Annotated in this window: 14 protein-coding genes and 1 tRNA gene; 7 read left to right on the forward strand and 8 right to left on the reverse strand. The window is 65.5% G+C overall.

Annotation, left to right across the window (positions count from 1 at the left end; translation table 11 throughout):
• Window positions 1–133 precede the first annotated feature (133 nt).
• From BACI349Y_RS03960 to BACI349Y_RS03975, 4 genes are read left to right on the forward strand one after another with little or no spacing between them, the layout of a single operon-like run.
• Window positions 134–1,702, forward strand: a complete 1,569-nt coding sequence (locus BACI349Y_RS03960) for an NCS1 family nucleobase:cation symporter-1 (protein WP_159630664.1) — start codon at window positions 134–136, stop codon at window positions 1,700–1,702.
• A 23-nt stretch (window positions 1,703–1,725) separates the two neighbouring features.
• On the forward strand, window positions 1,726–2,469 hold the full coding sequence (locus BACI349Y_RS03965) for an aspartate/glutamate racemase family protein (protein WP_159630666.1): 744 nt from the start codon (window positions 1,726–1,728) through the stop codon (window positions 2,467–2,469).
• 14 nt (window positions 2,470–2,483) lie between these two features.
• The gene (locus BACI349Y_RS03970) at window positions 2,484–3,245 is read left to right on the forward strand and encodes an SDR family oxidoreductase (RefSeq protein WP_159630668.1); all 762 of its coding nucleotides are present in this window, start codon (window positions 2,484–2,486) and stop codon (window positions 3,243–3,245) included.
• A gap of 54 nt (window positions 3,246–3,299) precedes the next feature.
• Entirely contained in the window at window positions 3,300–3,965 is a 666-nt protein-coding gene (locus tag BACI349Y_RS03975) for a Pr6Pr family membrane protein (protein WP_159630670.1), read from the forward strand.
• Between the two features lie 18 nt (window positions 3,966–3,983).
• Here the strand turns inward: BACI349Y_RS03975 and BACI349Y_RS03980 are convergent, their stop codons facing one another.
• The 3 genes from BACI349Y_RS03980 to BACI349Y_RS03990 form a co-directional block, all read right to left on the reverse strand.
• Window positions 3,984–4,361 (reverse strand): sterol carrier family protein, encoded by a 378-nt coding sequence (locus BACI349Y_RS03980; RefSeq protein ID WP_159630672.1) that lies wholly within the window; start codon window positions 4,359–4,361, stop codon window positions 3,984–3,986.
• 38 nt (window positions 4,362–4,399) lie between these two features.
• Entirely contained in the window at window positions 4,400–5,416 is a 1,017-nt protein-coding gene (locus BACI349Y_RS03985; RefSeq protein ID WP_159630674.1) for an asparaginase, read from the reverse strand.
• Between the two features lie 91 nt (window positions 5,417–5,507).
• On the reverse strand, window positions 5,508–7,094 hold the full coding sequence (locus BACI349Y_RS03990) for a molybdopterin-dependent oxidoreductase (RefSeq protein WP_159630676.1): 1,587 nt from the start codon (window positions 7,092–7,094) through the stop codon (window positions 5,508–5,510).
• A gap of 95 nt (window positions 7,095–7,189) precedes the next feature.
• Here BACI349Y_RS03990 and purD point away from each other — a divergent pair, with 95 nt between their 5' ends.
• Window positions 7,190–8,506, forward strand: coding sequence for a phosphoribosylamine--glycine ligase (gene purD / locus BACI349Y_RS03995; RefSeq protein ID WP_159635163.1), 1,317 nt, complete (start codon window positions 7,190–7,192; stop codon window positions 8,504–8,506).
• A gap of 1 nt (window position 8,507) precedes the next feature.
• Window positions 8,508–9,443, forward strand: a complete 936-nt coding sequence (locus tag BACI349Y_RS04000; RefSeq protein ID WP_159630678.1) for a phosphoribosylaminoimidazolesuccinocarboxamide synthase — start codon at window positions 8,508–8,510, stop codon at window positions 9,441–9,443.
• Between the two features lie 103 nt (window positions 9,444–9,546).
• On the opposite strand, the gene BACI349Y_RS04005 is transcribed toward BACI349Y_RS04000, so the two are convergent.
• Window positions 9,547–10,812, reverse strand: a complete 1,266-nt coding sequence (locus BACI349Y_RS04005) for a helix-turn-helix domain-containing protein (protein ID WP_159630680.1) — start codon at window positions 10,810–10,812, stop codon at window positions 9,547–9,549.
• 127 nt (window positions 10,813–10,939) lie between these two features.
• Between BACI349Y_RS04005 and BACI349Y_RS04010 the strand changes: the two genes are divergently transcribed.
• Complete coding sequence (locus BACI349Y_RS04010; protein ID WP_159630682.1) at window positions 10,940–11,170, forward strand: hypothetical protein; 231 nt, start codon at window positions 10,940–10,942, stop codon at window positions 11,168–11,170.
• Window positions 11,171–11,323: 153 nt separating this feature from the next.
• On the opposite strand, the gene BACI349Y_RS04015 is transcribed toward BACI349Y_RS04010, so the two are convergent.
• From BACI349Y_RS04015 to BACI349Y_RS04030, 4 genes are all read right to left on the reverse strand, one after another.
• A tRNA-Pro gene (locus BACI349Y_RS04015) sits at window positions 11,324–11,400 on the reverse strand.
• Window positions 11,401–11,482: 82 nt separating this feature from the next.
• The gene (locus tag BACI349Y_RS04020; RefSeq protein WP_159630684.1) at window positions 11,483–13,309 is read right to left on the reverse strand and encodes an ABC transporter ATP-binding protein; all 1,827 of its coding nucleotides are present in this window, start codon (window positions 13,307–13,309) and stop codon (window positions 11,483–11,485) included.
• Window positions 13,306–15,114, reverse strand: coding sequence for an ABC transporter ATP-binding protein (locus BACI349Y_RS04025; protein WP_159630686.1), 1,809 nt, complete (start codon window positions 15,112–15,114; stop codon window positions 13,306–13,308). The genes BACI349Y_RS04020 and BACI349Y_RS04025 overlap by 4 nt, the downstream gene beginning before the upstream one ends.
• A gap of 132 nt (window positions 15,115–15,246) precedes the next feature.
• A complete protein-coding gene (locus tag BACI349Y_RS04030; protein ID WP_159630688.1) occupies window positions 15,247–16,191 on the reverse strand; it encodes a metallophosphoesterase in 945 nt (314 codons plus the stop codon).
• Window positions 16,192–16,309 lie beyond the last annotated feature (118 nt).

Here is a 16,309-nt window from a genome sequence, read left to right on the forward strand (position 1 = left end):
CGGCACTTGACCCGCAGTGACCCGGGTCATACTCTTATTTCACTATTCAATATCTCGTTTCCGCAATGTGGAATAACAGAAACGACGCAGGTCGGCCTCACCACACGGAATACTCCAAAGAATTGAGACCCCTATGCAAACCCCTCCCACGGCGGGCGTTGATGCTGAGCAGGGCGTGACAGTGCCGTCAGCTCCTGCAGCACATCCCGCCGGCAGCGTTGAAGCCCTCTGCGAATCAGCCAGCGCCGCCTCGGGCACGGCCATCAGCCCTTCCCTGTACAACTCCGATCTTGCCCCCACCAAGCGCGCCGGCCGCAGCTGGACCAGCTACAGCATCTTCACCCTTTGGGCGAATGACGTGCACAGCCTGGGCAACTACGCCTTTGCCATTGGACTGTTTGCCTTGGGCCTGGGTGGGTGGCAGATCCTCATGGCGCTCGGCATTGGCGCGGCGCTGCTGTTCGGACTCCTGACGCTTTCCGGATTCATGGGCGTCAAAACCGGTGTTCCCTTTCCGGTCATGAGCCGCATCAGCTTTGGTATCAGGGGAGCGCAGATTGCCAGCCTCCTCCGCGGTGCCGTGGCTGTGGCCTGGTTCGGCATCCAGACGTACCTCGCTTCCGTGGTGTTCCGCGTGATGCTCGTAGCCATGTTTCCTGCGTTGGCAGACTTGGACAAAGACTCCATCCTGGGCCTGTCCACGCTGGGCTGGATGGCATTCGTGACCCTCTGGGTGGTCCAGTTGGTGATCGTCAGCTTCGGGATGGAAATGATCCGCAAGTACGAGGCCTTCGCCGGCCCCGTCATCCTTGCCACCATGGCCGCGATGGCCGTCTGGATCTTCGTGGAAGCAGGAGGAAGCATTGCCTGGTCCTCGGACAAGGCCTTGGAAGGGCCGGAAATGTGGCTCACTATTTTCGCCGGCGGCGCCCTGTGGGTGTCCATCTACGGCACCTTCGTCCTGAACTTCTGCGACTTCACCCGCTCCGCGGTATCCAAGAAGGCTGTAGTGCGCGGCAATTTTTGGGGCATCCCCATCAACATGCTGCTCTTCGGAGCCATTGTGGTGGTGATGGCCGGCGGCCAGTTCAAGATCAACGGCACCATCATCAAGAGCCCGTCGGACATCGTCCAGACCATCCCCAACACGCTGTTCCTGGTCCTGGCCTGCCTTGCCCTGCTGATCCTGACCATCGCTGTGAACCTGATGGCCAACTTCGTAGCCCCCGTCTATGCGCTGACCAACCTGTTCCCCAAGCGGCTCAACTTCCGCAAGGCGGCGATGGTCTCGGCCACGATCGGCCTTCTCATCCTGCCCTGGAACCTCTACAACAACCCACTGGTCATTGTGTACTTCCTCGGCGGCCTCGGTGCGCTGCTCGGCCCGCTGTTCGGCGTCGTCATGGCTGACTACTGGCTGATCCGGCGTGGCATGGTCAATGTGCCGGAACTGTATACGGCGTCCCCGGACGGGGCGTACTTCTACAAAAAGGGCGTCAACCCCAGGGCGATCATCGCCATGGTTCCCGCTGCCGTCCTGGCCCTCCTCATCGCCTTCGTTCCGGGGCTGGCCGCCGCGGCGCCGTTCGCCTGGTTCTTTGCCGCCGGTATCGCCGCGGCGCTCTACCTCTTTATCGCCGACCGCAACCAAAGACTCGTGGACCACGACGGCGAGGCCATCGCCGTCGCCAGCACCCACTGAGCCGCAGGACAAAGGACCTTCCCATGCGCATACTCGTCGCAAACGTCAACACCACCTCGTCGATGACCGACTCGATTGCGTCCTCTGCACGCAGCGTGGCCGCAGCCGGGACGGAAATCGTCGGCATCACCCCGAGGTTTGGCGCGGACTCCTGCGAGGGAAACTTCGAAAGCTACCTGGCTGCCATCGCTGTCATGGATGCCGTCACGTCCTACCCGGAACCGTTCGACGCCGTTATCCAGGCCGGCTATGGCGAACACGGCCGCGAAGGGCTGCAGGAGCTCCTGGACGTGCCGGTGGTGGACATCACGGAGGCCGCCGCCAGCACGGCCATGTTCCTGGGCCACAAATACTCCGTGGTCACCACCCTGGACCGCACGGTTCCCCTCATTGAGGACCGGCTGAAGCTGGCCGGGCTGGACGCCAGGTGCGCCTCAGTCCGGGCCAGCGGCATGGCCGTGCTGGAGCTTGAGGAGGAGCCGGACCGCGCCGTGGAAGCCATCATCAACCAGGCCATGCTGGCGGTCACCCAGGACAAGGCCGAGGTCATTGTCCTGGGCTGCGGCGGCATGGCCGGGTTGGACGAACAGATCAGGCAGCGGGCCGGCGTTCCCGTGGTGGACGGTGTGGCCGCCGCGGTGACCATCGCTGAATCGCTGGTCAGGATGCGCCTGTCCACCTCCAAGGTGCGGACCTTTGCTGCCCCAAGGCCCAAGACCGTCATAGGCTGGCCACTGAACACGCCGGCCGTGCCGGCACAGCTCTGAGCCAGGAGAACACCGTGAGCACCCCCCAGCAGGTCCGAAGAGTAGCCGTCGTCACCGGGGCCGGATCCGGCATCGGCAGGGAGGTTGCCCGGCAAATGCTGGCCGACGGCTACCGCGTGGCACTTGCCGGCCGCAGGGAGGCGCAGCTGAAGGAAACCGCGGATGGCAGCCCGGACGCGCTGGTGGTGCCGTGCGACGTCACCCGGCCCGACGACGTCGAACGGCTTTTCGAGGCGGCCAGGCAACAGTGGGGACGGGTGGACGTGCTGTTCAACAACGCCGGCGTCTTTGGCCCGGCGGCCGGTGTGGACGAAATCAGCCTGGCGGACTGGAACGCAACGCTGGCCGTGAACCTCACCGGATCCCTGCTGTGTGCCGCCGCAGCCGTCCGGGCCATGAAGGCGCAGGAGCCGCAGGGCGGGCGGATCATCAATAACGGCTCCATCTCCGCGCATTCGCCGCGCCCCAGGACTGTGGCCTACACCGTCACCAAGCACGCCATGACCGGCCTGACCAAGAGCATTGAACTGGACGGCCGCGGCTACGGCATCACCTGCGGGCAGATCGACATCGGCAACACGGCCACGGAGATCATGGACACCATCGGCGTCGGCTCCGGGGCGCTGCAGGCGGACGGCAGCCGCAAGGTGGAACCCATGTTCCCGGTGGCGGACGCGGCGCGCGCGGTGCTGATGATGGCCAACATGCCCGCCTCGGCCAGCGTGGGCTCGCTAGTGGTCACCGCCGCGGGCATGCCCTTTATCGGACGCGGGTAGCCACCCCGGGCAGTGCTGCGGGGCCGGCCATAAAGAAGGCCCTAGGACCAGGCCATGACCGCAAACAGGGGACTGGCCCTTTTCCGCTTCTGGTTCGCACTGCTGGGCTTCGTGGCGGTGCTGTTCCAGTTCCTGCACCTGGTCCAGAACGTGCCCGGGGCCAAAGCCGGAAACTACTTCAGCTACTTCACCATCGAGTCCAACATCATCGCCTTCGTGACCCTGGCGACCGCGGGCTGGTACGCCTGGAAAGGCAGCAGCCCGCGGTGGCTCGAACTGCTCCGCGGCGCCGCCACCGTCTACATGACCATTACCGGGATCACGTACAGCCTGCTGCTCAGTGACGTGGACGTGAACACACCGATCCCGTGGATCAACGTAGTGCTGCACTACACCATCCCCACCGTTATGGTCATCGACTGGCTGGTGGACCTGCCCCGGACCCGGATCCCGGTCCGGACCTCCCTGGTGTGGCTCTCGTTTCCGGTCCTCTACCTTGCCTACAGCCTGGTCAGGGGCCCCATCGTGGACTGGTACCCGTACCCATTCCTTGATCCGAGGGCTGCCGGCTACGGCACGGTGGCCGTGATGTCGGTCCTGATCGCGCTCGGCGCTTTTGCCTTTGCCGTGGTGGCGGCGCTGTCCACCCGGCTGCAGAACCGGGTCCCGCATGCAGCGGCGCGCCCGGCCGAGGTGGATCCGGCTGCCCGTTCCATCTGACCCGCGGGTGGGGCCAGGTTAGAGGGGGAGCAGGGCCGAGAGGTCCGCGCGCAGGCCGGACGCCGCCACTTTGTGGGCAGCGACCGCGTCCGCCCACGCCATCCGGCCGGTGACCATGGCAAGCCAGGTGGCGGCGTCGCACTCAATGACGTTGGGCGGGGTCCCGCGCGTATGCCGTGGGCCTTCCACGCACTGGGTGACGCCAAACGGTGGCACCCGCACTTCGACCGAATTGCCCGGCGCCCGCGCCGTCAACTCCTCCAGGGAGTACCGCACGGCAGTGGCCAGGACGGTCCGAGGCAGGGGAGTGCCCGACGGCGGCTGCGCAGCTTCCAGCCATGCCTTCAGCGCTGCCTTGCCTTCCTGGACGTCAATACGACGGCGGGCTACGGCCATGCTCTCAGTCTTCCTTTCGCGTCGGGTGGAGACGGGTGTCAATCCAGGAGTGCCGAAACCGCCGGCCCCAACCGGATCTTGCCGACCGGCCGGCCGCCGCCCAGCACGGGTTCCACCACCTTCTCCAAGGCGCTGGCAACCCCCGGGATCTCGACCGCGCCGGCAGCGGCAAGCAAGGTCAGGGCCACCAGCGAGGTTGCCCGGATGTTCCCGTCCAGGATTTTCACGGCGACCGAGACCCCCTGGGGCGTGGCCATTGCGAGCACACCCTCGGCCCCGATCTTGGCGATGATCTCCAGCTCGTCCATGACCACGGTGTTGGCTTCGCCGCGGCCCTGGACGGCCCACGGATAATCGAGCATCGACGTGGCGATCGTTGCGGCCCTGGCGCTGTAGCTGTGGTCGCCCGGGGCCTTGGCGAGCTGTGAGTATGCCTGGGCCAGGCCCTTGAGGGAAACGGCCGCCACGGGGGCGCCGCAGCCGTCAATCCCAAGATGGGCGATCTTCCCGCCGGTGTACTCCTCGATGACGCTGCGGACCCGCTGCTGCAGGGGGTGGTTGGGCTCCAGGTAGCTGTGGGTATCCCACCCGTTCTCCGTGCAGGCCCAAAGGAAAGCGGCGTGCTTTCCGGAACAGTTGTAGGCCAGCCGCGACTTCCCCTTCTCGGAGCGCACCAGCCAGTTCCGGGCCGTTTCGTCCTGAGGCCACGCTTCCGGGCATTGAAGCTGGTCTTCGCGGACACCGGCCGCCTTGAGCATTCCAGCCACGACGTCCATGTGGTCCAAGGATCCTGTGTGGCTTCCGCATGCGATGGCAACCTGGGCGCCACGCAGCGGAACGCCGGACTGCATGGATGCCAGCGCCTGGAACGGTTTCAGGGCGGACCGGGCGTAGATGGGCGTATTGATGTCGCCCAGCTCGGTCACCACCGCGCCGTCGGCGGACAGGAGGACGGCGGAGCCGATGTGCCGCGACTCCACGAAGCCGCTGCGTTCAATCACAGCCAGTTCGACGGCGGAGTCCACGGTAAAGGTTGCGTGCGGATTGTGCGGCATACGGCCAGTCTATGGGCCAGCCCCTGCTGAGCCGTGGTCATCTACGCGGGAGTGGCCATCTACTGAACCGTGACCTTCTGCTGAACCGTGGCTACTGAACCGTGACCATTACCGACTGCCAGCCGGAGGCGCCATCGGGAACCGGATCGGCACGCTTGTCCGTCTGGACCTCCCCGGTGCCGTCGGTGGCGCGGACCTTGATGTAGTGCGGGCCCGGCGTGGCATCCCACTCGTAGGACCACTGGCGCCAGGTGACGGTGGAAGCCTCGGTGGAAAGCGTGGCTTCCGCCCAGTCACCGTTGTCGATCTGGATTTCCACCTTGGCGATGCCGCGCGTCTGGGCCCAGGCGGTACCACCCACGGCCACCTTCCCGGCAGGCACTTTGGCGAAGGACTTGGGCACATCCACGCGGGCCATGGTCTTGATGGGACCCCGCTCGGACCAGCCACGCTCGGTCCAGTAGGCCTTGTTGTCCGCGAAACGGGTGACCTCCAGGTCCACCACCCACTTGGTGGCGGAGACGAAGCCGTAGAGCCCGGGAACCACCATCCGCACCGGGTAGCCGTGCTCCAGCGGCAGCGGTTCGCCGTTCATGCCGATAGCCAGCATGGCGTCCCTGTCATCCTGCAGGACCTCCAGGGGAGTGGAGGCGCTGAAACCGTCGATGGATTTTGACAGCACCATGTCCGCACCGTCCTTGGGCTTGGCGCGGGCAAGGACCTCGCGGATGGGAAGTCCCAGCCATTTGGCGTTGCCGGCGAGGTTGCCGCCCACCGGGTTGGACACGCAGGTGAGGGTCACATGGGATTCGATCAGCTGTGCGTCCAGCAGGTCCTTAAAGGTGAGCGTGATCTCCTGCTCCACGAGGCCGTGCACGCGCAGTTGCCAGTCATCAATGTTGATTTCCGGGACGCTCAGGGCCGTATCGATGCGGTAAAAGTCGTTGTTGGGTGTCAGCCACGGGGTGACGCCCGGGACCGGGGACTGGACGCCGGCCGGTACGGGGGACGCCGCCTTTGCCGGCGCCGGCAGCGTGAGCGCTTCGCGTGCCTTGGCGACGTTGCTGCGGGCCGCACCCAGGAGCCTCCCGCCGGTGGCGGCAATGCCGGCGGCCACCGCGGTAACCCCGGCAGTGGCAAAGAAGCGCCGGCGGTTGGTGCCCGCACCCTGCTGCGGGGCGTCGTCGTCGTCCGCCTGGTCCGCCGGCGCTTCAGGCCACGTCTTCAGCCCCCACAGCGGCACCATGAGCCGGCGCAGGACCGCCAGGCCGGCAACAGTTCCCAGAATGGACGGGATGGCGTCCGCGCCGCTGACGCCGGAGCGGGTCACCACGCAGGCCACGATCACGGCCCCCATGAACAGGACCCCCAGGACTCCCAGCGCCCACTTCCGGTAGGCCACCACGCCCAGGATGCAGGCCAGCACAGCGATGGTCAGGCCCATGCCCACGAACAGGGCGGCCTTGTCATTCGTCCCAAAGGTGGCGATCGCAAAGTCCTTCATCCACGGCGGGGTGAAGTCGATGAACGTCGAGCCCAAGGCAAACAGGGGCGTTGCCCGGGCGGTGAAGAACGCGCCGATCAGCTCCGCAACGGCAAGTACGACGGCGGCCGCCACCACGCCTGCCAGTGCGGCCAGGGGGGCGGGGCCCGTAATCCGGTTTCGAAGCTTTGTCATGTGTATGGTTCGGAGCGGCGGGCGGCACGGATTGACCGGGCGGGCAAGGACACAGCTTAGGAGCGGAAAGGGTGCACAAAGTACCCTTGGACACTGTGAAGGTACTCGTCATTGGCCCCGGAGGCCGCGAACACGCCATTGTCCGCTCCCTGCTTGCCGACCCCAACGTGTCCGAAGTCCACGCGGCGCCCGGCAATGCCGGGATCAGCAAGCTGGTCCCCACATACAACATCAACGGCAACGATCCCGATGCGGTTGCGGAACTGGCCACCCGGCTCGCCGTGGACCTGGTGGTGGTGGGCCCCGAGGCTCCACTGGCCGCGGGTGTCTCCGACGCCGTTCGTGAAGCCGGTATCCCCGTCTTCGGACCCAGCAAGGCCGCCGCCCAGCTGGAGGCCTCCAAGGCCTTCGCCAAAGAGGTCATGGCGGAGGCCGGCGTCCCCACTGCCATGGCCCTTGTAGCAACCAACGCCGAGGAAGCAGCGTCCGCCCTGGACACCTTTGGGGCCCCGTACGTGGTGAAGGACGACGGCCTGGCTGCCGGCAAGGGCGTAGTGGTCACCAGGAACCGTGACGAAGCCCTGGCCCACGCCCAGTCCTGCTTCGACGCCGGCGGCTCCGTGGTCATCGAGGAATTCCTGGACGGCCCCGAGGTTTCCCTCTTTGTCCTCTGCGACGGCCAGAACACCGTGGCGCTCTCGCCCGCCCAGGATTTCAAGCGAATCTTCGACAACGATGAAGGGCCCAACACCGGCGGCATGGGTGCCTATACCCCGCTCGAGTGGGCGCCCGAGGGCCTGGTGCAGGAAGTCCTCGAACGGGTAGCCCAGCCCACGGTCAACGAAATGGCCCGCCGCGGAACCCCCTTCGTTGGCGTCCTGTTCGTCGGCCTGGCCCTCACCTCCCGTGGTACCCGCGTCATCGAATTCAACGTCCGCTTCGGCGACCCCGAGACGCAGGCGGTCCTCGCCCGGCTCAAGACCCCCCTCGGTGCGCTGCTGATGGCGGCGGCCAAGGGCGAACTGGACAAGGCAGAAGAGCTGCGGTGGGCCAAGGAAACCGCCGTCGCCGTCGTCATTGCCTCCGAGAACTACCCGGACAAGCCCCGCACGGGCGACCGCATCCGCGGGCTCAAGAAGGTGGAGGCCCTGGACGGCGTGCATGTCATCCACGCCGGAACCGCCCTGGACGGGGACGGCAAGGTGGTTTCGGCCGGCGGCCGCGTCCTGGCGGTCGTCGCCCTGGGCAGCGACCTGGTGGAGGCGCGCGAACGGGCGTACGACGGCGTGGAGCTGGTTCAGCTGGAAGGCTCGCAGTTCCGCAGCGACATCGCCCGCAAGGCCGCCCGCGGCGAAATCAAGGTGCCCTACGGCGCCACGGGCTCCATGCCCATCGTGAAAGCAAAGGCCTGACATGACTACTCCCGAGAACCGCGGCTACGCCACTGACACCCTGGACCTGCCCGGCTGGAAGCACATCTATTCCGGCAAGGTCCGCGACCTCTACGAGCCCGCCGACGAAGCCGTCCTTCAGCGGTTTGGGCAGGACTGCGTGCTGGTGGTGGCCAGCGACCGCATCAGCGCCTACGACCACGTGCTGTCCAGCGAAATCCCCGACAAGGGACGCATCCTCACCCAGCTCAGCCTCTGGTGGTTCGACCAGCTGGGCGTTGAACACCACGTGCTCGGCTCCACCGTTGAGGACGGTGTTCCGGCCGAGGTCGAAGGCCGGGCCATGATTTGCAAGAAGCTGGACATGTTCCCGGTGGAGTGCATCGCCCGCGGCTACCTCACCGGTTCCGGTCTTGTGGAATACAAGGCGTCCGGAACGGTGTGCAACATCCCGTTGCCGGAGGGGCTGGTGGACGGATCCCGGCTGGAGCATGCGATCTTCACCCCGTCGGCCAAGGCACTGATCGGCGAGCACGACGAGAACATCACCTACGACGCCGTGGTGGCCCTGGTGGGGGACGACATCGCCGGCCGCCTCAGCGAGCTGACCCTGAAGATCTACACGACGGCGGAAAAGATCGCCCGGGAGCGCGGCATCATCCTGGCGGACACCAAGGCGGAATTCGGGTATGACGCCGTCTCGGGCTCGATCACCCTGGGTGACGAGGTGCTGACCCCAGATTCCTCGCGCTTCTGGGACGCAGCTACCTACAAGCCGGGACAGGCCCAGCCGTCCTACGACAAGCAGTACGTGCGTGACTGGCTGACCTCGGCCGAATCCGGCTGGGACAAGTCATCCGACACCCCGCCACCGGCCCTTCCGGCAGACGTGGTTGACCGTACCCGCAGCCGGTACGTCGAAGCGTACGAGAAGATCACCGGAAAGACCTTTTCCTAGGACGTAACCAAAAGCCAGGTGAGCCCGCCGTCCGCGGGCTTGCCTGGCTTTTGGGTTAGTCAGTGTTTCGGTTGACTGGCTTTCTGGCTTGCGGGCCCTGTGGTCAGCTGGCTTTTGAGGACGCGGCCGCGCGTTTCTGCGCCAGCTTGATTTCAAGGATGGCGTCCAGCGCCTGCTGCACCCGGTCCTGCGCACCGGCTGTAGCGAAGGCCTTCCGGGCTTCTTCCAGATGCACGAGTGCCTCATCGAGTTCTCCGGATGCTTTGAGTGACTTGCCCAGGAGGAGCGAAACTTCACCCGCGGTGTGTTTGGCGAGCTCTGCACGCTCCGCGTGGATTTCGCGGAGTTTTTCGACGGCGGCGACAATGTCCCCCGTCAAATAGAGCCATCGTGCGCGGATGAAGGCGACTTCGAGCTCGTCGCTCTTGGTGCCGCTGACAATGGAGAACGCCAGCTCGGCGCGCTCGATCGCAGCCAGCGTTTCCGGCTCGACGATGCCTGAGGAAAGCCTGACTGCCGCAGACGCCTTGTTGAACCGCGCCCACAACTCGATGTCATTGGCGGGGGAGAGCAGGCGGGCCGCCCGCTCGTGGTGCTTCACGCCCTCGGTGTAGTCGTGGCGCATGAACGCCACATTGCCGACCACCCAAGCGACTTCTCCGGCCAGTTGCGTCATCGCGTCTTCATCGACTTGTCCAAGCAGATCCTGACAGTACTTCCAGGCATCGTCGAGGCGGCCACTTTCGGCCAAGGCACCAATCAGTGCCCTGTATGCGCCGACAGTGATTATTGAGCCCTTGGACAATTGCTGCGCGACCGCTACGGCATCAGTGGCGAGATCGACGGCTGTTGTCAGCTGGCCCTGGCGCTGGTACACCACAGCCAGCATTTGGCGGGCACGCGCCCCCAGCCCCGCGGACTCCCGTGCCATCGGGTGTTCCAGAAGCCTCTCGGTCAACTGCCGGCACTCGAGCAGATCTCCATGTTTCAGCAGGCACTCCGCCTGCATGTAGCTCATGTTCCACCAGGCGCTCGTGTTCCTGCCTTCGAGTGCTATTTGGGCGGCGGAGGCAGCATGACTGGCCGCCAAGGGGTAGTCCCTGAGGTCCCAGGCCTGGCGGGCATACAGGCCCGCGAGAACATATTCAGCGTCGCTGACGGAGATGGGTTGGCTCCACGCTTCCAGGGCCTTCGGCGCCAATTCGAGCCTTCGGGCTAATTCCTCAATGACCTCGGCCGTTGGCTCACGACGCCCGGTTTCGAGTAGGGAGATGTAGCTGGGTGAATAAAGGTCTTTGCCCAGCTCAGCCTGGGTCATGCCCCGCTCGAGCCGCTCCGCCCTGAGCTTTTCCCCGAATCCATTGCCCACGGGACTCCTCCTCTTCCGGACTTCGTGCACGGGGGCTTGACAGCCCCTGTGGAAAACATTTTACAATGTGTGTCAACAAGGACAGTGCTGGCTTTGTAACGAATCCGACTCGTATTGAGGAACTTATATGTTGAAGAAGATTGCAGCGGCAGCCGTTCTGGCTGGTGCCTTGGCATTTTCGGCGGCCGCCCCGGCCGTTCTGGCGGCAGGTTCCCTTGCCGACTCCGAGCATGTAGCTGTAGCCACCGGCAACTGGCCTGATCCTGTTTCCGGCAAGGTGAAGAAAGACAAGAAGAGCACCACCACCACCGACACAAGCTACGTCACCTACACCGGCAACTGGCCTGACCCCGTCTAAATAGCTTCCTCACAAAAGGAGGCGAAGGCGGCCCCGGAGCGACAGCTCCGGGGCCGTTCCTTTTAACTGCCGGTGACACTCGCTGGGGGATTTGCCGTAACCACATCGAGATACAAAAAAGAGGGCCTCCGCAAGGAGACCCTCTTTTCGTTATGGTCGGGATGACAGGATTTGAACCTGCGACCTCTTCGTCCCGAACGAAGCGCGCTACCAAGCTGCGCTACATCCCGATCCGCTGCAAAAGCAACTTTACAAGGATAGCCGATCGAGGGTCCCGATGCGAAATCCGGACGCCGGGCACCCGCGGGAACCCTAAACCAGCGAATCCTTCCACGCCCCGTGCAGGTCAGCGAACCGGCCGCCCCCGCCAATGAGTTCTTCGGGCGTACCGTCCTCCACGATCCTGCCGTCGTGGACCACCAGGACCCGGTCCGCCGTCTCAACTGTGGAAAGGCGGTGGGCGATGATGAGCGCAGTCCTCCGCGCTGCTTCCGTGCCGGCAAGCAGCCTGGCCAGTCCGGCCTGCACCAGGCGTTCGGAGGGGATGTCCAGCGAGGAGGTGGCTTCATCCAGGATCAGCACCGCCGGCCGCGCCAGGAAGGCCCTGGCAAAGCTGATCAGCTGGCGCTGGCCGGAGGAGACCCTGCCGCCGCGCTTGTTGACGTCCGTGTCGTAGCCTTCCGGAAGTTCCAGGATGAACTCGTGTGCTCCCACTGCCTTGGCAGCCTCTTCGATTTCACCGCGTGACGCCTCCGGCCTGCCCAAAGCGATGTTGTCCGCCACGGAGCCGCTGAAGAGGAACGCTTCCTGGGTGACCATGACGATGTTCCGGCGGAGGTCGGACGTGGCCAGGTCCCGGAGATCCACACCATCCAGGGTGAGCGTGCCGGAGGTGACGTCATAGAACCGGGCGATGAGTTTGGCGAGGGTCGATTTCCCGGCACCCGTCTGGCCCACCAGCGCCACGGTCTGCCCGGCGGGGATGTGCAGGTCCAGGGTGGGCACCACCACGGGGCCGTCGCCGTAGCGGAACTCGACGTCGTTGAAGTCGATACGCCCGGTGGCGCTGGGCAGGGCAACCGGGTTTTTGGGCGGCCGGACCGTTGGCACCTCTTCGAGGAGTCCGGAGACCTTCTCCAGGGCTGCCTGCGCGCTCTGGAACGAGTTGTAGAACATGGCCATCTGGTCTACGGGCTGGAAGAACCGCTTGGTGGACAGGATGAGGGCCAGGAGCACGCCCACGGCAAGGCCGCCGTCCAGCACGCGGAACCCGCCGAAGAGCAGGACGACGGCGACGCAGACGTTGCCGATCAGCACCAGGCCGGGCTGGAAGATGCCGTTGAGGTTGATGGAGCGGACGGTCACCAGCCGGTAGTCCTCTGCCAGTTTCCCGTAGCGCTCCGAGTTCTCCTTCTCCTTGCGGAAGGCCTTCACGGCGCGGATGCCGGTCATGGTTTCCACGAAATGCACGATCAGCCGGGCGGAGACCACGCGTGATTCGCGGAAGGCGATCTGCGAGTGCTTCTGGTACCAGCGCGACAGGAAGAACATGGGCACGCCGGCGGCCAGCACCAGCAGCCCGCTCCGCCAGTCCAGCGCAAAGATGGTGGCGGCGGTGAAGGCCATGAACAATATTCCGGAGGCCAGCGAGCTGACGCCCGAGTCAAGGAGCTCCCGCAGCGCCTCCAGGTCAGAGGTCTGGCGTGCGATGATGCGGCCGGAGGTGTACTTTTCGTGGAACTCCAGGCTGAGCCGCTGGGTGTGGCGGAACACGCGGACCCGGAGGTCCAGCAGCATGGCCTGGCTGAGCCGCGCGGTGGAGGTGACGTACAGGGCGGTGAGTCCCGCCGTCGCGACCGCTGCCAGCAGGTAAGCGACTCCGGTGAACACCAGGGGAAGGTTGTTGCCGGCCTGGAGGGCGGGGAGGGCATGGTCGATGCCGAAGGCGATCAGGGCAGGACCCGCCACCCGCGCGGCCTGGGAAAGCACCACCATGGCAATCGTCAGCCAGAACCGTACCCGCACGGGACGGATGAGCGACCCCAGCAAGGCGAGCGACCGGCGTCGTACTGCCCGGCTCTCCGCCTTGGTGAGGTGGGCGTTGTCTTCGTTGGCTGTGCCGAACGATGCGGTTGTCATCGGGTCACTTCCTCAGCCTGGTCCTCAAGTGCCGACAGTTCGGTGTCCAGGTCCCGCGGCTCCCGGTCCAGGCTGGCGATGACGTAGCGGTAGTGCTGGTTGCGGCCCAGCAGTTCGGTGTGCGTTCCCACCGCGGCGATGCGCCCGTTTTCCAGCAGCGCCACACGGTCAGCGAGGGCCACCGTGGACGGCCGGTGGGCCACGATGAGGGTGGTGGTGTCCGCCAAAACCTCCCGGAGGCGTGCCTCGACCAGTTCCTCAGTGTGGACATCCAGGGCGGACAGGGGATCATCCAGCACCAGGACGCGCGGACGGGCGGCGATGGCCCGGGCCAGGGCGATGCGCTGCCGCTGGCCGCCGGACAGGCTCAGGCCCTCCTCGCCGATCAGGGTGTCCACGCCCTGGGGCAGGGAGTAGGCGAAGTGGGCCTGCGCCACGTCGAGGGCCTCGTCCAGGACCTCCTCGGAGCGGACGGGCGCACCGAGCAGGACGTTGTCCCGCACCGAGTTGGAGAAGAGCGTGGTGTCCTCGAACGCCACGCCCACAATCCTGCGCAGTTCCTCCACCTCGAAGTCCCTGATGTCCACGCCGTCGATGCTGATGGCCCCGCTGGTGACGTCGTACAGGCGCGGCACCAGCTGGATCAGCGCACTTTTGCCACTGCCCGTGATGCCAACCAGGGCCATGGTTTCCCCGGGCCTGACGTCGAGGTTGATGTCCTTGAGGATCGGCTTGTCCGGGGCATCCTCGAAAGCGAAGGTGGCGTTGGTGAACTGAAGCGCACCGGCCAGTTCCCCTGGCCGCCGGGGCTCCGCGGGGCTGGTGATGGTGTTCCGGGTGTCCATCACTTCGTAGTGTCGGTCGACGGCGGTCTTGGCGGTAAGTGCCATGGCCAGCAGCATGCCGGAGAACTCCACGGGGGAGGCGATGACTGCCGCAGTGGCGAAGAACGCCACCAGGGAGCCGATGCTCAATTCGCCGCTGGCGCACAGCATGACACCTACCACCAGGCCGGCACCCAGCGCCAGCTCGGGAAGCAAGGTGACCACCAGGGTGAACGTTGCCTGGTGGCGTGCCTTCTCAATCTCTGTCTGCCGCAGTTCCTCAGCCTGCTCGTTAAAGTTTTCCAGGGCTTCGCGGCTCCGCCCAAACGCCTTGAGCACGCGGATGCCGTGGACGGATTCCTCCACCGTGGTGGCAAGGTCGCCGGCCTGGTCCTGGCTGCGCCTGGCAACCTTGCTGAACCGGGTGCGGAACCGGAAGCTGTTGATGATGATGGGAACGGCGGCGGCAAGGAAGATCAGGGCCAGCTGCCAGCTCATTGCGAACATGGCCACGATGCCGATGACCACGGTAAGGGTGGTGACCACCAGCATGATGGCACCGAAGGCCATCCACCGCCGGAGGAAGTTCAGGTCGGTCATGGCCCGGGACAGCAGCTGCCCGGAGCCCCAGCGGTCGTGGAAGGAGACGGTCAGTTCCTGGAGATGGTCATAGAGCGACACCCGCATCCGCGTTTCCACGGTGGTGGCGGGGTTGATCACGAACTGCCGGCGCAGGGCCACCAGTCCCGCCTCGGCGACGCCCAGCACCAGGATGACGCCTGCAGAGGTCCAGACTGCCTCCGCCGAACCCCCGGGCTGCAGGGCAGTGTTGACCAGGACCCGCAGCACCTGGGGGATGGTCAAGGCCACCACGCTGGCCAGGAGTGCGCAGAGGAGGCCGAGCAAAAGCCTGGGGATAATCGGCCGGACGTGCGGATAAAGACGGCTGATGGATCGGAAAAAGGGAGTCTGCTTGGCCATGCCCGCTTCTCAAGCTCTAAAACGAATGTAGTTTCCTCTAGCAACAACCCTAAGCCATGGAGTGAGACGATTCACAGGGATGCCGCGGCCCGCTGGCGGCTTCCCCAGTTATTGCACTCTGTAATGCGAAGGTCAGCTGGGGGAGGTCAGGGTCAGCAGGACGGCTTCCGGCTTGCAGGCAATCCTGACGGGGGCGAAACGTGAGGTGCCGATCCCGCCCGAGACGTTGACCGGCGTCGTGCTTCCGTTGCTTGACCAGTCGTTGAGGCCCTTGGCGCGCCAGGTGGGAATGTCGCAGTTGGCGATGATGGCGCCGTAACCGGGGATGCACAGCTGGCCGCCGTGCGTGTGGCCGGCCAGCAGCAGGTCTGCGCCGTCTTCCGTAAAGTGGTCCAGCACCCGCTGGTACGGCGCATGGATGACCGCAATCCGGAGGTGGTCATTCGAATCCTGGTTGACCGTTCCCCGAGGCCAGCCGGCATACCTTTCCCGCTTCAGGTGCGGATCATCGACGCCGGAGAAATCGAAGCGCATGCCGTTGAGGACAACCGACTGGTGGCGGTTGGTCAGGTCCACCCAGCCACTCATGCCGAACCCCGAACGCAGGCGCGGCCAGTCCAGGGCAACCGGCTTGGGCTTCACCTTGGACGGTCCCAGCAGGTAGGACGCGGGATTCTTCGGGCTGGGTGCGAAGTAGTCGTTGGAACCCGGGACGAAGACGCCGGGGAACCGCAGCAGCGGCTTCAGGGCATCCAGCAGCGGGTCCACAGCCTTGACGTGGCTGAGGTTGTCGCCTGTATTCACCACCAGGTCCGGCCGGAGGTCGGCCAGGGAACCAAGCCAGTCAGCCTTCTTCTTCTGCCCGGGCACGAAGTGGATGTCGCTCAGGTGCAGGATCCGGAAAGGAGCCCTGCCGGGCGGGAGGATGGCCAGGGTTTCCTCGCGGAGGACGAACTGGTTCTTCTCCCACAGGCCATACCCGAAAGCGGCCATTCCAGCCGCTGCCCCGGCTCCGGCAGTGACGGCAAAGCCGCGCCCGATTGAACGGGCGCGGCTTGCCAGGCTATCGATATTCATGCGTGTTTAGCCGTTTCCCTTGCCGTTGCCGTTGCCGTTGTTGCTGGGGGCAGGTACCGGCGCCTGGGTGGCGGGAGCCTGGGGTGCCTGCGTTGAGGGGGCCGGGGCCTGGGTGGCC

Origin of the sequence: Arthrobacter sp. 8AJ, assembly GCF_902506025.1 — a bacterium.
In the GTDB taxonomy this organism is placed as follows: domain Bacteria; phylum Actinomycetota; class Actinomycetes; order Actinomycetales; family Micrococcaceae; genus Arthrobacter.

Bases quoted from the DNA above. Each gene is read 5' to 3' on its own strand.
- BACI349Y_RS03960 (WP_159630664.1), top strand. From the start codon at position 134: ATGCAAACCCCTCCCACGGCGGGCGTTGATGCTGAGCAGGGCGTGACA.
- BACI349Y_RS03965 (WP_159630666.1), top strand. From the start codon at position 1,726: ATGCGCATACTCGTCGCAAACGTCAACACCACCTCGTCGATGACCGAC.
- BACI349Y_RS03975 (WP_159630670.1), top strand. From the start codon at position 3,300: ATGACCGCAAACAGGGGACTGGCCCTTTTCCGCTTCTGGTTCGCACTG.
- BACI349Y_RS03980 (WP_159630672.1), bottom strand. From the start codon at position 4,361: ATGGCCGTAGCCCGCCGTCGTATTGACGTCCAGGAAGGCAAGGCAGCG.
- BACI349Y_RS03985 (WP_159630674.1), bottom strand. From the start codon at position 5,416: ATGCCGCACAATCCGCACGCAACCTTTACCGTGGACTCCGCCGTCGAA.
- BACI349Y_RS03990 (WP_159630676.1), bottom strand. From the start codon at position 7,094: ATGACAAAGCTTCGAAACCGGATTACGGGCCCCGCCCCCCTGGCCGCA.
- BACI349Y_RS04000 (WP_159630678.1), top strand. From the start codon at position 8,508: ATGACTACTCCCGAGAACCGCGGCTACGCCACTGACACCCTGGACCTG.
- BACI349Y_RS04010 (WP_159630682.1), top strand. From the start codon at position 10,940: ATGTTGAAGAAGATTGCAGCGGCAGCCGTTCTGGCTGGTGCCTTGGCA.
- BACI349Y_RS04020 (WP_159630684.1), bottom strand. From the start codon at position 13,309: ATGACAACCGCATCGTTCGGCACAGCCAACGAAGACAACGCCCACCTC.
- BACI349Y_RS04025 (WP_159630686.1), bottom strand. From the start codon at position 15,114: ATGGCCAAGCAGACTCCCTTTTTCCGATCCATCAGCCGTCTTTATCCG.
- BACI349Y_RS04030 (WP_159630688.1), bottom strand. From the start codon at position 16,191: ATGAATATCGATAGCCTGGCAAGCCGCGCCCGTTCAATCGGGCGCGGC.